This is a genomic window from Aquirufa lenticrescens (genome assembly GCF_019916085.1).
Taxonomy (GTDB): domain Bacteria; phylum Bacteroidota; class Bacteroidia; order Cytophagales; family Spirosomataceae; genus Aquirufa; species Aquirufa lenticrescens.
Map to the genome: position 1 here is coordinate 2,050,354 of NZ_CP049834.1, position 17,384 is coordinate 2,067,737.

General features: G+C 41.5%; 14 protein-coding genes. 4 read left to right on the top strand and 10 right to left on the bottom strand.

The features are described 5' to 3' along the window. Positions 1–9: 9 nt before the first annotated feature. From metH to G9X62_RS09130, 3 genes are read left to right on the top strand one after another with little or no spacing between them, the layout of a single operon-like run. The gene (gene metH, locus G9X62_RS09120; protein ID WP_223130415.1) at positions 10–3,768 is read left to right on the top strand and encodes a methionine synthase; all 3,759 of its coding nucleotides are present in this window, start codon (positions 10–12) and stop codon (positions 3,766–3,768) included. Further along, the gene (metF, locus tag G9X62_RS09125) at positions 3,761–4,714 is read left to right on the top strand and encodes a methylenetetrahydrofolate reductase [NAD(P)H] (RefSeq protein ID WP_223130416.1); all 954 of its coding nucleotides are present in this window, start codon (positions 3,761–3,763) and stop codon (positions 4,712–4,714) included. The genes metH and metF overlap by 8 nt, the downstream gene beginning before the upstream one ends. Further along, the gene (locus G9X62_RS09130; protein WP_223130417.1) at positions 4,714–5,070 is read left to right on the top strand and encodes a CoA-binding protein; all 357 of its coding nucleotides are present in this window, start codon (positions 4,714–4,716) and stop codon (positions 5,068–5,070) included. Before metF ends, G9X62_RS09130 begins: the two co-directional genes overlap by 1 nt. 4 nt (positions 5,071–5,074) lie before the next feature. Here the strand turns inward: G9X62_RS09130 and purS are convergent, their stop codons facing one another. From purS to selD, 6 genes are read right to left on the bottom strand one after another with little or no spacing between them, the layout of a single operon-like run. Next, positions 5,075–5,326 carry a phosphoribosylformylglycinamidine synthase subunit PurS gene (gene purS / locus G9X62_RS09135; RefSeq protein ID WP_130896307.1) on the bottom strand — a complete coding sequence of 84 codons (252 nt, stop codon included), beginning with the start codon at positions 5,324–5,326 and terminating at the stop codon, positions 5,075–5,077. Next, positions 5,326–6,039 (bottom strand): CDP-diacylglycerol--serine O-phosphatidyltransferase, encoded by a 714-nt coding sequence (gene pssA / locus G9X62_RS09140; protein ID WP_223130418.1) that lies wholly within the window; start codon positions 6,037–6,039, stop codon positions 5,326–5,328. Before pssA ends, purS begins: the two co-directional genes overlap by 1 nt. Then, the gene (locus G9X62_RS09145; RefSeq protein ID WP_223130419.1) at positions 6,036–6,677 is read right to left on the bottom strand and encodes an MBL fold metallo-hydrolase; all 642 of its coding nucleotides are present in this window, start codon (positions 6,675–6,677) and stop codon (positions 6,036–6,038) included. The genes pssA and G9X62_RS09145 overlap by 4 nt, the downstream gene beginning before the upstream one ends. Before the next feature lie 2 nt (positions 6,678–6,679). Further along, positions 6,680–7,378 carry an SAM-dependent methyltransferase gene (locus tag G9X62_RS09150; protein WP_223130420.1) on the bottom strand — a complete coding sequence of 233 codons (699 nt, stop codon included), beginning with the start codon at positions 7,376–7,378 and terminating at the stop codon, positions 6,680–6,682. Further along, the gene (locus G9X62_RS09155) at positions 7,375–8,136 is read right to left on the bottom strand and encodes an alpha/beta fold hydrolase (RefSeq protein ID WP_223130421.1); all 762 of its coding nucleotides are present in this window, start codon (positions 8,134–8,136) and stop codon (positions 7,375–7,377) included. The genes G9X62_RS09150 and G9X62_RS09155 overlap by 4 nt, the downstream gene beginning before the upstream one ends. Next, positions 8,136–9,173, bottom strand: coding sequence for a selenide, water dikinase SelD (gene selD / locus G9X62_RS09160; RefSeq protein WP_223130422.1), 1,038 nt, complete (start codon positions 9,171–9,173; stop codon positions 8,136–8,138). Before selD ends, G9X62_RS09155 begins: the two co-directional genes overlap by 1 nt. Before the next feature lie 256 nt (positions 9,174–9,429). On the opposite strand from selD, the gene G9X62_RS09165 reads away from it, so the two are divergent. Then, positions 9,430–12,789, top strand: coding sequence for a TonB-dependent receptor (locus G9X62_RS09165; protein ID WP_223130423.1), 3,360 nt, complete (start codon positions 9,430–9,432; stop codon positions 12,787–12,789). Positions 12,790–13,051: 262 nt separating this feature from the next. On the opposite strand, the gene G9X62_RS09170 is transcribed toward G9X62_RS09165, so the two are convergent. The 4 genes from G9X62_RS09170 to G9X62_RS09185 are packed head-to-tail and all read right to left on the bottom strand — an operon-like array spanning position 13,052 to position 17,372. Then, positions 13,052–14,023 carry a UDP-glucuronic acid decarboxylase family protein gene (locus G9X62_RS09170; RefSeq protein ID WP_223130424.1) on the bottom strand — a complete coding sequence of 324 codons (972 nt, stop codon included), beginning with the start codon at positions 14,021–14,023 and terminating at the stop codon, positions 13,052–13,054. 1 nt (position 14,024) lies between these two features. Beyond that, positions 14,025–15,335, bottom strand: a complete 1,311-nt coding sequence (locus G9X62_RS09175) for a UDP-glucose dehydrogenase family protein (protein WP_223130425.1) — start codon at positions 15,333–15,335, stop codon at positions 14,025–14,027. A gap of 4 nt (positions 15,336–15,339) precedes the next feature. Continuing rightward, positions 15,340–16,932: an alkaline phosphatase PafA gene (pafA, locus tag G9X62_RS09180; protein ID WP_223130426.1), complete on the bottom strand. Its 1,593-nt coding sequence runs from the start codon at positions 16,930–16,932 to the stop codon at positions 15,340–15,342. Next, on the bottom strand, positions 16,929–17,372 hold the full coding sequence (locus G9X62_RS09185; RefSeq protein ID WP_223130427.1) for a type I restriction enzyme HsdR N-terminal domain-containing protein: 444 nt from the start codon (positions 17,370–17,372) through the stop codon (positions 16,929–16,931). The genes pafA and G9X62_RS09185 overlap by 4 nt, the downstream gene beginning before the upstream one ends. Positions 17,373–17,384: the final 12 nt, after the last annotated feature.

A 17,384-nucleotide genomic window follows, 5' to 3' on the forward strand; every position in this document is an offset into this window, starting at 1 on the left:
ATTATACTTATGCAAAGACCACACATCAAAGACGTATTGCGCGAAAAGATTTTAATTCTAGACGGCGCAATGGGTTCTTTAATTCAACAATACAATTTAACGGACGCGGATTACCGCGGCGAGCGCTTCAAGAATTTTCCTCACGAAGTGAAAGGAAACAATGATTTGTTGTCCATCACGCGTCCGGATGTGATTAAAGAAATTCACGCGAAATACTTCACAGCAGGTGCGGATATCGCGGAAACGAATACCTTCTCTGGAACTTCCATTGCGATGGCGGATTACCACATGGAGGATTTGGTCTATGAATTAAACTTCGAGTCGGCGAAAATTGCGCGTGAAGTAGCCGATGAATTTACGGCCAAAGATCCTTCGAAGCCACGTTATGTCGCTGGATCCATTGGACCGACAAACCGTACACTTTCGCTTTCTCCAGATGTAAATGATCCGGGTTACAGGGCAGTCACTTTTGATGAATTAGTGGAAGCCTACACGGAACAAATTCGTGGTTTGGCGGATGGAGGGGCTGATTTACTATTAGTAGAAACGATTTTCGATACTTTGAATGCAAAGGCAGCCTTGTTTGCCATCGATCAATATTTTAAGCAAAATCCATCCAAGCCTTATTTGCCGGTGATGGTCTCTGGAACGATTACGGATGCCTCAGGGCGTACCTTATCAGGCCAAACAACGGAAGCCTTCTTGACTTCGGTATCCCACATGCCTTTGCTTTCAGTCGGGTTAAACTGCGCTTTAGGTGCGGATTTAATGCGTCCTTATGTGAAGACTTTGAACGATAAATCTCCTTTCTTAGTTTCTGCTCACCCGAATGCGGGCTTGCCGAACGAAATGGGTGAATACGATCAATCTCCCGCAGAAATGGCGGTTATCATTGATGATTTCTTAGCAAACGGATTCTTGAACATCATTGGAGGGTGTTGCGGAACCACTCCAGCGCACATTCAAGCGATTGCGGAAGTAGCTGCGAAACACAAACCGCACGTGATTCCAGAAGAAAATGTCAATCAAAAACTATCGGGTCTTGAGCCTTTAGAGATTACGGAATTAACGAATTTCGTGAACGTAGGGGAGCGTTGCAATGTGACTGGTTCTAAGAAATTCGCACGATTAATTCGCGAAGAGAAATTCGAAGAAGCGATTGCGGTAGCTCGTGAGCAGGTGGATGGTGGTGCGCAGATTTTGGACATCAATATGGATGAGGGGATGATTGATGGCGTGAAAATGATGCCTCAATTTCTGAATTTATTGATGGCAGAGCCTGATATTGCACGTTTGCCGATTATGATTGACTCCTCGAAATGGGAGGTGATTGAAGCCGGTTTAAAATGTGTGCAAGGTAAATCGGTGGTTAACTCGATCTCCTTGAAAGAAGGGGAGGAGAAATTCATCGAATCTGCGAACAAAGTGAAAATGTACGGGGCCTCAGTCGTTGTGATGGCCTTTGATGAAACGGGTCAAGCGGACTCATACGAGCGTCGGATTGAGATTTGCCAGCGTGCCTACGATATTTTAGTCGATAAAGTTGGTTTCCCGGCTCAGGATATCATTTTTGATCCTAATATTTTAACAGTTGCAACCGGAATTGAAGAGCATAATAATTATGCGGTTGATTTCATCAAGGCAACAAAATGGATTAAAGAAAACTTGCCACACGCGAAAGTGTCGGGTGGGGTTTCGAATATCTCGTTCTCTTTCCGCGGAAACGAATTAGTACGTGAGGCAATGCATACCGTGTTCTTGTATCACGCTATTAAGGCGGGTATGGATATGGGAATCGTAAACGCCAGTCAATTAGGTGTTTATGATGATATTGATAAAACGTTACGTGATTTGTGCGAGGATGTTTTATTGAATCGCAATCCAGAATCAACAGAGAAATTAGTGGCTTATGCCGAAACAGTTAAATCTGCTGGTAAAGAATTAGTGGTCGATGATGCTTGGAGAAAAGAACCAGTAAACAAGCGTTTAGAACACGCTTTGATTAAAGGTTTAACGGAATTCATCGATGAAGATGTGGAAGAAGCGCGTCAATTAGTGGAGCGTCCGATTCAGGTAATTGAAGGTCCGCTGATGGATGGTATGAATGTGGTGGGGGACTTGTTCGGTGAAGGAAAAATGTTCTTGCCACAGGTTGTGAAGTCAGCGCGTGTGATGAAGAAAGCAGTGGCCTATTTATTGCCTTATATTGAAGCAGAGAAGCAAGGAGGGGAGAGTTCGTCGGCTGGAAAGATCTTGATGGCGACGGTGAAAGGCGATGTGCACGATATTGGAAAGAATATTGTGGGTGTGGTTTTGGCTTGTAATAATTACGAGGTGATCGACATTGGTGTGATGGTTCCATGCGATAAGATCCTTGCTGCGGCGAAGGAGCATAATGTAGATATTATTGGTTTATCCGGTTTGATTACGCCGTCACTTGATGAAATGGTGTATGTGGCCAAAGAAATGGAACGCCTTGGTTTCAAAGTGCCTTTATTGATTGGTGGAGCTACAACGTCTCGTATTCACACGGCGGTTAAAATAGATCCTCACTACTCAGGACCGGTGATTCACGTATTAGATGCGTCCCGTTCCGTGCCAGTGGCAGGTCGTTTATTACAAAGTGAATTGACCTCTCAAGAAATCTTTAACGAGATTAAAACGGAATATGCTGAGTTGAGAACGGCTCACGCCGCTCGTCAGCAGGAGAAGAATTACTTATCCATCGATCAGGCTCGTGCAAAATCGAGTGGTATTGATTGGACTGGGTTTAAGTCAAAACAACCGTCTTTCTTAGGCGTGAAGTATTTCGAGGATTATTCCTTAGAAGAAATTGCGAAATACATTGACTGGACTCCGTTCTTCTCGACTTGGCAATTGTCCGGAAAATACCCGCGTATTTTCGATAACGAGGTAGTAGGAAAAGAAGCGAAGAAATTATTCGATGATGCGCAGGCTTTATTGAAAGAAATTATTGCGAATAAATCGCTTCAGGCGAAGGCGGCCTTAGGATTCTTCCCAGCAAACTCGCTAGGAGATGATATTATCTTACACGATTACGTGGAGAAGGCGTTAGAGGTTGCTTGCGAGAAGCACGGTTCGCACAAACAGGTTTCCTACGAGATTCAACACAAAGACGAATCTTCTGACAAGAGCCAGTGGTTGCACCATTTGCGTCAGCAAGGCCAAAAAGCAAGTACTCTTCCTAATCGTTGTTTAAGCGACTTTATTGCTCCATTAAACTCAGGGGAGACAGATTATATCGGTGCCTTTGCGGTGACAACGGGTCTGGGAATTGAAGCGCTGTTAGATAAATACGAAAAAGAGCACGATGACTATAATTCGATTATGGTCAAGGCTTTAGCGGATCGTTTAGCGGAAGCTTTCGCCGAATTATTGCATGAACGTGTGCGCAAGGAGTACTGGGGATATGCGGCTGAGGAGACTCTTAGCAACGAAGACTTGATTTCTGAGAAATACGACGGTATTCGTCCGGCACCGGGTTATCCGGCTTGTCCAGATCACACGGAGAAGAAGCGTTTATTTGAATTATTGGATGCGGAGAAGCAGATCGGGATTCAATTAACGGAAAGTTATGCGATGTATCCGGCTTCTGCAGTATCTGGATTCTATTTCTCTCATCCGGAGAGTACGTATTTTGGTTTGGGTAAGATTGCCAAAGACCAAGTGACTGATTATGCGAAGCGCAAAGGAATGTCCCTAGACGACGTAGAAAGATGGTTAAGCCCCGTATTGAATTATGACTAAGATTACTAAATACTTTGAGGAAGCGGCGGGAAAAACACTTTTCTCGATCGAGATTATTCCACCGATGAAAGGCCAACATTTGGGCGAATTAATGTCGCACATTGAGCCTTTGATGGAGTTCAAGCCACCGTTTATCGAGGTGACGTATCACCGCGAGGAATATGTAGAGAAAATGATTGATGGAGTATCGAAACGTATTCCTATTCGCAAGCGTCCTGGAACCTTAGGTATCTGTGCGTCTATCATGCAGCGTTTTCAAATCGAAGCAGTTCCTCATGTAATTTGTGGCGGATTTACCAAAGAAGAAACGGAAGATTTCCTCATCGATTTGCACTATTTAGGTATTGAGAATGCCCTTTTATTACGAGGTGATCAAGAAAAAGGCGAAGCTCATTTCATTCCTAAACCAGGCGGTCACGCCTATGCGAATGAATTAGTGGAGCAAGTGGCGGCCATGAATCAGGGTATTTTATTGCACGAAGAAACAGAATCTCTTCCTACGAATTTCTGTATTGGCGTTGCTGGTTATCCGGAGAAACACATTGATGCCGTTTCCTTTGATCAGGATTTACGTTATTTGAAGCAAAAGGTGGATGCTGGGGCAGATTACATCGTGACGCAGATGTTTTTTGATAATGCAAAGTATTTTGATTTCGTCAAGAAATGCCGCGAAATGGGCATCAACGTACCCATCATTCCAGGTTTGAAGCCTTTAGCAACAGAACGTCAATTAGACATATTGCCGGAGATTTTCCATTTAGAGATTCCTACTGAATTTGTTTCTGAAGCACGAAAATGTGCCAATAATGTAGCTATTAAGCAATTAGGCATTGAATGGGCGGTGCAACAAGGGAAAGAGTTGATCCAAGCTGGTGTGCCTGCTTTGCATTTCTATACGATGAGTAAATCCGATAGCGTGCGTGCTATTGCAGAAAAATTATTCTAATGAAAGTCTTAGTTTATGGTGCGAGTACAAACCCAAGTCGATATGCCTATATCGCTACGGAATTGCTTTTGCAGCATGGACACGAGGTCTCTTTAGTAGGAATTAAAAAGGGGGAGGTTTTGGGCTTAACCATTCAGCAGAATCAACCTTTGCTGGAAGAAATCGATACGGTTACACTTTATGTGGGTCCTGCGAATCAAGACGGATTAATTGATTATTTAGAATCAATTAACCCTAGAAGGGTAATTTTTAATCCAGGCACAGAAAATCCTGAGCTAGAAAGGGCATTAGAAAAAGTGGGAATTCAAACAGAAGAGGCCTGCACGCTAGTTTTATTGCATACAGGCCAGTTTTAAGATCTTATTGAGCTGTTAACGTAAACTCAAATTCTTCCATAATCAAGTTCGCTAGCAATTTCTTGCAAGCGTTAGTTACCACCTCATTTGCTTCAGCTTCAGAAGCTGCATCCACCGTTAATGTGATGTGCTTGCCGATACGAACGCCTGCCACTTGGTTAATACCTAAGTTTTGTAAGCCAATAAGTACCGCTTTTCCCTGAGGATCAAGGATTTCTTTTTGAGGCATTACGTTGATTTCAGCTAAGAATTTCATTATTTGTTTGGATTTAAAAGGAAAATAAGGCCGGAAAGAAGGATGTATGCGATCACTAAAACCGGAATTGCTGCAAATTTAAGCATAACAAGGGCAGCAATGCAAAAAATAAGGAAAATGAATTTTACTTGATTGCTTTTCCAATCCCAGGTCTTGAATTTAAAAGCGAGTAAAGGCAATTCACAGACCAAAAGATAACTCATCACCACCGCATAAATTAACAGGCCTTTGAAGTGTAGAATATAGGCGCTGTATTCCGGCTGAAAATGAATAATTAGTGGTAAGGAAGCAATTAATAAACCATTTGCCGGGGTAGGAACACCGATAAACTGATCACTTTGGCGCGTATCAATATTGAATTTAGCCAAACGATAGGCAGACATCAAAACCAAAGCAAACACCAGGAATGGTTTGTAGAATCCAAATAGACCTACCGTGCATTGCGTTCCGCAGCTTTTCTCTACTAAAGAAAATAGAATAAAGGCAGGTAAAACCCCAAAAGAGACCATGTCCGCCAAAGAATCCAACTCTTTACCTAGATCAGAATAAGCTTGTAAGGCGCGCGCTAAAAATCCATCGAAGAAGTCGCAGACAAGGGAAATGAACATACAATAGGAGGCGCTCACTAAATCGCCTTGCATCACGAACCAAAGTCCAATGCAACCCGCTAATAAATTACCTAGAGTTAATAAGTTAGGGATTTCTTTTTTCATGCTTTTACGTATGGATTGGATACTTTCTCCTCTCCGATGGTAGTGCTTCCTCCATGTCCAGGATACACAATCGTCGAATCAGGTAAAGTATATAATTGCGTTTGAATACTATGTACTAAATGAGCGTGATTACACAAAGGGAAGTCCGTTCTGCCTACACTGCGTCTAAACAACACATCCCCATCAAACAAAAGACCCTCTTTTTCAAAATACAAAGCCACATGGCCTGGAGCGTGCCCAGGTACAAACAAGATTTTGATTTCCATTTCACCAATGTTTAATACTTGGTTTTCCTCGTACCAAACATCGACTTCAGAGGGTTGGTAGTGCGGGAAACCATACACTTGTGCCCGATTCGCCGCATCTCTTAAAAGTGGCTCATCTTTTGGGTGTAGGTAAAAAGGAATCTTGAATTCTTGTCGAAAATATTCTACACCTAGCACGTGATCGATATGTGCATGGGTATTTAAGATGTGGGTTAAGGTGATGTTTTTCTCCTCGATGAAGGCTTTTAATGTTTGACGCTCTTCGTAGGTATAACAGCCTGGATCTACGATAATGCCTATTCCTTGGGAATCCCAAATGATATAGGTGTTTTCTTGAAACGGATTTAACGTGAAGGCTTGGTGAAAGATCATATTTATTTACCTAAAAGAAAGATACAAGGTTTTTTATGTAAATCAGGCTGTGCTTTGGCCCAATCGCTTGCCTTTTTTGTTTGAACAAAGCCGGTGGGTGCGGTGATGTCACACGCAATGCAAATGAAGGAATCAGGCGCACATTGTGCGATCAGATCTTGAAGAAGGGAATTGTTTCGGTAGGGAGTTTCAATAAAGATTTGAGTCTGACCCCATTTGTCCACATCTCTATCTAATTGCTCTATTTTGCGAATGCGCGCGGCTTTGTCGATAGGAAGATAGCCAATGAAGGCAAAGCTTTGGCCAGAAAAACCAGATCCCATTAAACCTAAAAGGATGGAAGAAGGACCTACTAAAGGAATTACTTCAATGTTTTGTTGCTGTGCAATCGAAACGGCTAAGGCACCCGGATCCGCCACCCCAGGGCAACCTGCTTCTGAAATAACACCGATGTATTCGACTGAACTATGTTTTTTGTAGAAATCAGTGACTGTTTTGGGTTGGGTATCTTTGTCTAATACCTCAAAAACCAAACTATCTATCTGAATCCCCAGTTTCAATTCACTAATGAATCGCCTCGCCGTGCGTACATTTTCGACTAAAAAATGCGTCGTCTGCTGAAGAGCCGCTAAGATTTGAGGGCTTAGGACTTCGGAGGAAGTATTTTCAGCAATCGGGCAGGGAATGAGAAAAATTTTCATAAATATGATTGAAGCGCCTGTAGAAATAGCTCCGGTTGATCCGCTTGCACCCAATGGCCCGCCCCAGGAATCTCCACTACTTCAAAATTAGGGAAAATTTCCGCAATGTATCGTTCGTCTTCCGGTTGAATGTAATGGGAATCAGCTCCTTTAATGAATAACGTTTCGGTATTCGAGGTAGCAGGAACGAATAATTCATGGCCCACCACATCAATGTTTTTGGTGATTACTTTCAGATTAATTCGCCACGCAAATTGCTGCTCCGCGTTCCGGTAAAGGTTTTTTAGCAGGAATTGACGCACGCCTTCTTTTTCTTCAAAGCGTTTCAAATGCTCATTGGCCGCTTGACGACTTTCTAGTGTTGTTAAATCTAGGCTGTTTAATCCTTCCAAAATGTGCGTATGGTGTACCGGATAGAATTTTGGCGCGATATCGACAATCATGATTCGAGAAGCGATACCCGGATGTAATAAATCAAACTGCATGACCACCTTGCCTCCCATACTGTGGCCTATTAAAATAGGATTTTCTAATTGATGTTCTTGTATGAAATCCAATAGATCAGCCGCCATCACCTCGTAATTGAATTCGTCTCCCCAGGGCGATTGTCCGTGGTTTCTTTGGTCTACTAAAAATACGCGGTGATTTTCAGAGATCGCTTTTCCAAAACCCAACCAATTATCAGAGGTCCCAAAAATGCCGTGTAGAATAATAACCGGCGTGCCCGATTCTCCAAGTGCGCGATAGAATAATTTCATTAGGCTAAGTAAATGGCTTTTTCTTTGCGTTCCGTTAATTCCCCAATCGGACTTAATTCAAATCCATTCTCCAGTGCGAATGCTTCGAATGCAGCCGTATGTTCCGCTTCTACAGCGATTAGTAATCCACCGGAAGTCTGTGGGTCAGCCCCAATATAGCGTTGTCGCTCAGAAATCTCCTCACTGATACGTTCGCCATAGCTCGCCAAGTTACGTGCTGTTCCACCTGGGAAGCACTTTTGGTCTAAATAATGATCTATATTAGGTAGCAATGGTAAGTTTTCGAACGCAATTTTAGCGCTCAAGCCTGATCCATCTGCCATTTCTACTAAATGTCCGAACAAGCCAAAACCAGTCACATCCGTTAGGGATTTCACATAATTCAAAGGTCCTAACTTCTCCCCAAATGAATTTAATGTACTCATCTGCTTCACCGCACGCGCTAAATCGCCAGGACTAACAATGCCGCGTTTTTGACCCGTAGATAAAATACCCACGCCCAATGGCTTTGTTAGGTATAACATACAGCCTTTCGTGGCTGTATCATTCTGTTTTAAGTTTTCTTTCCGCACCTTTCCAGTAACTGCTAGTCCAAAAATAGGCTCAGGAGAATCAATCGAGTGGCCTCCTGCTAATGGAATTCCAGCTTCTGCACAAGCCGCGCGTCCACCTTCTAATACTTGCGCTGCAATTTCAGGTGCTAATTTATCGATGGGCCATCCTAAGATTGCGATAGCCATCAACGGACTTCCACCCATCGCATAGATATCAGAAATAGCATTTGTCGCCGCAATTTTCCCAAAATCAAACGGATCGTCGACGATGGGCATAAAGAAATCGGTCGTTGAAATAACTGCTTCGCCATTCTGCCAATCAAAGACAGCCGCATCATCTCGGCTCTCATTTCCGACTAATAATAGGGGATGAGAGGCCTTTGGTTTGTCTGATTTAAGGATTTGGTCCAAAATCTGTGGGGATATTTTACATCCACAGCCTGCACCGTGGCTAAAGGAAGTTAATTTGATTTGTTCTGACATCTGAAATAATTAGGCTACAAAATTATTCTTTAAATAATTAAAAATTAAGATTCTGTTAAATAAATGCTGATTATAGGACTATAAGAGGCTGCGTCTGTTAGGATATTGCAGGTTTTTTAAAGATTAGTCCTAAATATCAGCTAATTACCCCTTTTTATGCTAAAATACTTTTTTGAGATATTTTGGAGTATTTGATTTTTCTAGTTTATTTTGTGTTATCATTTCTCAAATTATTATATAACTAAATTCCAAATTTATGCAGAGAAGGTTTATTACTAAATCAGTGTTATTAGGAGCGTTTTTTGCGCTTATGATGGCACTACCTGTTGGGCAAGCCTTTGCTCAGGGGTCTACAACATCCGCTTTGTCGGGTACTGTTGTGGATGAAAAAGGAGAAGGATTACCAGGTGCTACGGTAATCGCAGTTCACGAACCTACGGGTTCTCGTTACGGTGCATCCACTCGTGGAGATGGTCGTTACAACATCGTTAACATGCGTGTAGGTGGTCCTTACAAAGTGACTGTATCTTTCGTGGGTTACAAAGAGTCTGTTCAATCAGGAATTTCTTTGACGTTAGCTTCAGAACTTCGTCAAAACTTCAAATTAGAATTAAACCAAGCTCAATTAGAAGAAGTGAAGGTGGTTGCGTCTCGTTCATCTGTGATTAACTCAGGTCGTACGGGTGCTGCTACTACGGTTTCTAACAGCTCTATCACTACTTTACCTACGTTAAACCGTTCGTTAGGTGATTTCGCTCGTTTAGATCCACGTGCAAACGGATTGAACTTCGCTGGTCGTAATGCATTATACAATAACGTAACGGTAGACGGAGCGTTCTTTAACAATGCTTTCGCTTTATCTCCTACGATTGGTGGTCAAGCTGGTGCTTCTCCAATCTCAGTGGATGCGATCGATCAATTCCAAGTATTAATTGCTCCTTATGACGTTCGTCAAGGTATGGCTACAGGTGCTAACATCAACGTAGTAACGAAGTCAGGTACAAATGATTGGACTGGTTCTGCCTACTATTTTGGTACAGACCAAAACCAAGTTGGTAATAAAATCGGTGATGTCGTGAACCAATATGGTAACTTCCAAAGAGGTCAATTCGGTGGTCGTATCGGTGGTGCTATCGTTAAAAACAAATTGTTTATCTTCGGATCATTCGAGCAAGAATTACAAACTCAACCAGGATCTAACTTTGTTGCTAGACGTGCGGGTTCTGCAGCTGGTAACCAATCGGTTGCTACAGTTGAGCAATTAGAAGCTATCAAAAGCTTGTTAAAATCGAAGTTTAACTACGATCCAGGTGCTTACGAGAACTGGGATAAAGAAAATTATTCACAAAAAGCGAACATTCGTTTAGATTGGAATATTTCTGACAAGCACAAGTTTAACTTGAAATACAACTACCTACGTTCTTATGCTGATGTTAGCCCATCTTCATCAGGATCTTTGTCAGGTGGTCGTAACCCATCGGCTACGGTATTACCTTTCCAAGGTTCATTATACCGTATCAACAACAACTTAGATTCGTATATTGCTGAATTGAACTCAACGTTCTCAAGCAAATTAGCGAATAACTTGACTGTTGGTTACACACAAATGCGTGACTTCCGCGAATCACCTGTAAATAACACTCCGTTCCCTACAGTTGATATCGGTAACAATAACTTAAACTCATTAACTGCTTTTGGTTTCGAGCCATTCTCAGCTAACAACATCTTGGATTCAGATATCTTCCAATTATCTGATAACTTGACTTACTATGCAGGCAATCACGTATTTACGTTAGGTGCTGCGTTTGAGATGAATGCATTTAGAAATGGTTTTGCTCCTAACTACTATGGTGGCTACCAATTCAAGTCAGTAGATGACTTTATCGCCTCTGTAAACACAGGTGTTTCTAATGCAGTTCAATACCAACAATCTTGGTCTAACTACGCTACATTCCCATTTGCGGAAATGAAGGGTAACACAACTTCATTGTATGTTCAAGATGAAATCACAGCAGCTAAAGGATTGAAATTAACTTTCGGTCTACGTGCAGATGGAACTTCATTCCCTGTAGATAATGATCCTAAGTATAACAATGCTTACGTTCCTAGCTTGACTTTCCGTAATAACACGGTATTAAGAACAAACCAATTGCCAGACTTTACGACTTTATGGTCTCCACGTTTTGGATTTAACTGGGATGTGAAAGATGACAAGACTACGCAAGTACGTGGTGGTTTAGGTATCTTCTCTGGACGTGTTCCTTACGTTTGGTTATCTAACCAATTGTCTAACAATGGTGTGTTGTTTGGATCTGAGCGTTTATCAAATCCTACAAACCGTCCATTCAACGCGAATGTAGATGCTTACCGTCCAGCGGTAGCTACTTCTATTATCCCTACGTCTTATAACTTAGCGGTAACAGATCCTAACTTCAAGTTCTCTCAAGTATTCCGTGCTAATTTAGCGGTAGATAAGAGCTTAGGTAATGGTTGGTTAGTATCATTAGAAGGTATCTATACAAAGGATATCAACGCTGTCTATTTGGAAAACGTAAACTTACCAGATTCGAAAGTGAAAGCAGTAGGTGCTGACAACCGTGTCATTTATTACACTGCTGCTAATGGTATCCCTACGAATACGAAGAACAACCAAATCTATGGTGGTACAAAAGGATTAAATGCTCCTACCACTGGAAATACTGGTTTGAATCCGAATATTTCTGATGCGATTTTGATCAAGAATACACAATTAGGTTATTCTTATGCATTAACTGCAACGGTTTCTAAGGCATTTGATAATGGCCTATTTGCTTCCTTATCTTACACAAACTCTGATTCTCGTTCAGTGAATGACGGTGGTTCTATCGCTCAATCACAATGGAGAGATCGCGTTGTGTCTGGAGATCCTAATGAAGACGTAGCTTCTTATTCTTCTTATATGCAATCACACCGTTTCAACGCGTATGGCTCATATAAATTGAATTACTTGAACGAAAAAGCTTCAACTACTTTTGGATTTACGTATTCAGTTGCTCCAGCAGGTCGTTTCTCTTACACGTATTCAGGTGATATGAATGGTGATGGTCAAACAGCGAATGACTTGATGTATATCCCACGTGGAGAAGGTGAAATTATCTTAAAAGACAAAGTTATTTCTTATAACGTTTCTCAGAAATTCACTTACACTGCAGCACAACAATGGGCTGATTTAGATAAGTACATCTCTCAAGATGCTTATTTGAACTCTCGTCGTGGACAGTATGCTGAGCGTAACGGTGCTGAATTACCTTGGGCTGCTAACTTTGATTTCAAAGTAATCCAAGATTTCTACATCAATGTAGGTGGTAAGAAAAATACGTTACAATTCACTTTGGATGTATTTAACTTAGGTAACTACGCTTCGTCACAATGGGGCTTAAATCAAACAGCTTTACGTGCTGGTTTAGTATCTTTCTTAGGTAATGATGCTGCTACAGGTAAGCCAACGTTTGAATTCCCTCACCGTTACCAAGGTAACCCAACATCATCTGTACCATTGACAGATTCATTCCAACGTAGCTTTGGTTTAGGATCAAGATGGCAAGCACAGTTTGGTGTACGTTATATCTTCAATTAAAACTAATTGGCTTTGCCAATACAAACTGATTGGCCTCGCCAATTCAGTTTTAAGTCAAAACAAAAGGGAGCAAATGCTCCCTTTTGTTTTTTAGTCGCAAGTCAAAGAGTCATCGAAAGAATAAAGCATATAGCCACAAAGAATAAAGTTGGTTAACAAAAAAGGCGCAATCTGCGCCTTTTTTGTTTGTATAGTACCCAGAAGTTTTAAAAAATGCGAGGGCACAAAATTATTGCAAAGCACAATTTTAGCCCTCGCTTTTTTAAAACTCTTTGTGATGCGCCATTCTAAACAAATCGTCCTTACTCAATGACTTGAAGTAATCGTAAGTGATCTTCAATCCCTCTGCACGACTCACCTTGGGTTCCCAGCCTAGAATGCTGCGCGCCTTGGTAATGTCTGGTTTGCGTTGTTTAGGGTCATCTGTAGGTAATGGAAGAGAAATCAACTTCTGTGAGGTGCCCGTTAATTTAATGATTTCCTCGCCAAATTCTTTGATGGTGATCTCATCCGGATTTCCAATATTCACAGGTTGTGCATAATCGCTCAATAAAAGGCGATAAATACCTTCGACTAAATCATCTACATAGCAGAAAGAACGTGTCTGAGAACCATCTCCAAACATCGTTAAATCCTCACCACGCAAGGCTTGTCCTATGAATGCCGGTAATACACGACCATCATTCAGTCGCATGCGAGGCCCGTAGGTATTGAAAATACGAATGATGCGTGTTTCTAAACCATGATACGTATGGTAGGCCATCGTCATCGCTTCTTGAAAACGTTTAGCTTCATCATAAACGCCACGCGGTCCCACCGGGTTTACATTTCCCCAATACTCCTCTGGTTGCGGATGAACATTCGGGTCTCCGTAAACTTCTGATGTAGAGGCGATCAAAACGCGTGCTTTTTTAACCCTAGCTAAACCTAAGCAATTATGGATTCCCAGTGATCCCACTTTCAAGGTTTGGATCGGAATCTTCAAATAGTCGATAGGAGAGGCAGGCGAGGCAAAGTGTAGGATATAATCCAAATCACCTGGAACGTGGATGAATTTGGAAACATCGTGGTGGTAGAACTCAAAGTGTTCTAATTTGAACAAATGTTCAATGTTTTTTAGATCGCCCGTGATCAAATTATCCATGGCGATTACGTGGTAACCCTCTTTGATAAAGCGATCGCATAAATGAGATCCTAGAAATCCAGCTCCGCCGGTGATTAAAATTCGTTTCATATTAGTGTATGGTTTGGCGGCCGATGGAATAATAGGTATAGCCTAGTTCCTGCATTTGGTTTAATTCGTATAAATTTCTGCCGTCAAAAATGACTTTATTCTTCAATAAACTATCCATTCGCTCGAAGTCTGGCGTTCTGAATTGTGGCCATTCTGTGACGATTAAAAGAGCATCTGCGCCCTCTAAAGCTTCGTATGGGTTTTTAGTAAATGTGATTTTATCGCCCATTAATTGCTTCACGTGGCCCATTGCTTCAGGGTCATAGGCACTCACGGATGCTCCTAATTCTAATAAGGCATCGATGTTGTACAAAGCGGGTGCTTCACGGATATCATCCGTATAGGGTTTGAAAGCTAAACCCCAAATGGCAATTTTCTTTCCTGCTAAATCACCTTTGAAGTGTTTTGCTAGATGTGGAATGAGTTTAGTTTTTTGATTTTCATTCACTTTCATTACGGAGTCCAAAATCTTAAACTCATAATCGTTCTCCGCCGAAGTTTTAGCCAGCGCTTGCACATCCTTAGGAAAGCAACTTCCACCATATCCAATACCTGCAAATAAGAAGCGTTTCCCGATGCGAGAATCGGTTCCGATTCCCTTGCGCACCTCGTCCACATTCGCACCTACCAGTTCGCATAAGTTCGCAATCTCGTTCATGAAGGTGATTTTGGTCGCTAAAAAGGCATTGGCTGCGTATTTTGTTAATTCAGCCGAACGTTCATCCATAAAGATAATTGGATTTCCCTGGCGAACTAAAGGCGCATATAAGCGAGACATTAAGTCTTTTGCACGATCTGATTGAGTACCTATCACCACTCGATCAGGTTTCATAAAATCCTCCACTGCCACGCCCTCGCGTAGAAATTCAGGATTGGAAACCACATCGAATTCGACTGTAGCATTTTTCGCTATAGCTGCTCTTACCTTATCTGATGTTCCCACCGGAACGGTACTCTTATCGATGATAACGGTATAATCAGATAATATGGGGCCTAAGTCATTGGCTACCTGCAGAATGTATTTTAAGTCTGCAGAACCATCGGCACCTGGAGGGGTAGGGAGGGCTAAGAATATGACTTTTGCTCCTTCAATTCCTTCTTTTAAAGAAGTGGTGAAATGAAGGCGTCCTTCTTGGGTATTTCTTTGGAATAAATCATCTAATCCAGGCTCGTAAATGGGAATTTTCCCAGCCTGCATTTGCTGTACTTTTTCTTGATTGATGTCTACGCAAGTTACTTGGTTTCCTGTTTCTGCGAAACAAGTTCCAGTGACTAAACCTACGTATCCAGTTCCTACAACGGCTATTTTCATATAATTACTGTATTACTTTTCCAATACTTCCCGTAGGTTCACTGATTTTTAACCAATTCGCTAAGGTGCTGGAAATATCGCTAATGTTTGTTCTTACGCTTATTTCTCTCGGTTTTATATTCCATCCAAAGAATAAAAGAGGAACGTGTGTATCATAGGCATATACCGTGCTATGAGAAGCACCCGTTTTATAACCTGAAACCCACTGCGGCCTTAATAAATACATAAAATCACCACTTCTGGCTTGGTTGTACCCATTTGTTAAGATTTCACGGTAAATGGCAGGAATAGGGCTTAAACCAATTTCTCGCATGGAGATGAACTCAGCAACTCCAGGTTGTCTTTTGAATATTTTCTCCAAAATTTTTCCTACTACCTCCTTCGAAATACGCAATCTATCTATGTTAGCATGATTCAAGTAGATTTGGTTATTTTCTACCCCTACGATCAGGTTGACATCGCCAAATTCTTTTCTTAATGCCTCTTTGGCTTCCGATACCGCTTTTTCTGTCTCAAAAGTCCCACCAGGCATTCGTTTACTCTTTAGGTAGTGCTGATTGTCTGCGACTGCATGATCAGCAGTTAAGAAAACCAGGTATTGATTTTTACCTATTTTGGCATCTAAATAATCTAAAATTTCTGAAATGTCTTTATCTAAGCGCAAATAGGTATCCTCTACTTCAATGGATTGAGGTCCAAAAGCATGGCCCACATAATCCGTCGACGAAAAGCTAAGAGCCAAGAAATCGGTTGTCCCATTCTTACCTAATTTCTCCTCCTCTAAGGTCTTTAATGCGAATTCTTTCAACAAACTATTGCCATATGGAGTCTTACGAAAACCCTCAAGCATATTCTTTCCTTTTAAATCGTGAGGGAAAGTTGGCGTTTTTTCATCCCCAATCTTGCCTTCATAGGGGCTATCATCTTCCGCTGATCGTGTGTAAGAAGCAATCGGATACAAGGTATTCCAGCCTTGATTCAGGTATTTTTGTGGTCTACCTTCTAAATTAAATTTTTGCACCCAAGTGGGTAATTCTTTCATATAGAAGGTAGATGAAATCCAGTAACCATCAGCTGAATCATACCAATAAGAGGCATCTGCCGTGTGACCACCTGGAATGATTGAACCTCGATCTTTCAAGGATATGGCAATCGTTTTTGATTTATAATTCTGAGCCATCTTTAATTGGTCTGTGATGGTCGAGGTGAAAAGATTGCGTGGAGACATCATTCCTGCTTTACTTTTGCTGCCTACTGTTTGAACCGTAGAGTCATCTACACAGTACACTTTTTTGCCGGATGCCACATCAATCCAATCATTTTCTACAATACCGTGAATAGCAGGGACAGAACCAGTATAAATGCTCGCATGCCCAGCTGCCGTGACTGTGGGCGCATAGTTGTAATGGTTATCGGTGCAATTGATTCCCTCTTTCATAAGCCTTTTAAAGCCTTTGTCTGAATAACGGTCATAGTATTTGTATAGGTATTCGTAGCGCATTTGGTCTACCACTATTCCTACGACTAAAGCAGGTTTTTTCTGAGCCAAAGAGGGCAATGACAGTAGTCCTAAGAAAATGAAAAGCAATTTTTTCATAAATAAGGGGGGAATTCGTTTAAAATTTTTGTTGAATGATGTAGTATAATATTTTGTAGGCCATTGGTAAGAACAAGGTACTCGGCTTGTTGAATTTTCTGATACTGACTGATTTGTTGTAAGGTATTTAAATTGATCTCCACATGAGGTGCTTTGCATTCAATCAGCATAAAAACCTCGCCGTTGTTCTTAAAAAGTCGAATATCAGTTCTTCTATTCAATTGATCCACCTTCATGCTTCCTTCAATTTGAAAAAGAGACGCAGGGTATTTCAATTCATTCACTAAATAATGTAAGCAATGCTGCCTAACCCATTCTTCAGGTGTCAGCAATCGATATTTCTTAGTGATCTCCTCAAAAATATACAATTTTCCTTCCTTTTTCTTTACTTTGTGAGAATAGGCAGGAAAGACTAAGTTTAATTCTGGAGATGTGATCATCTTTATCAATAT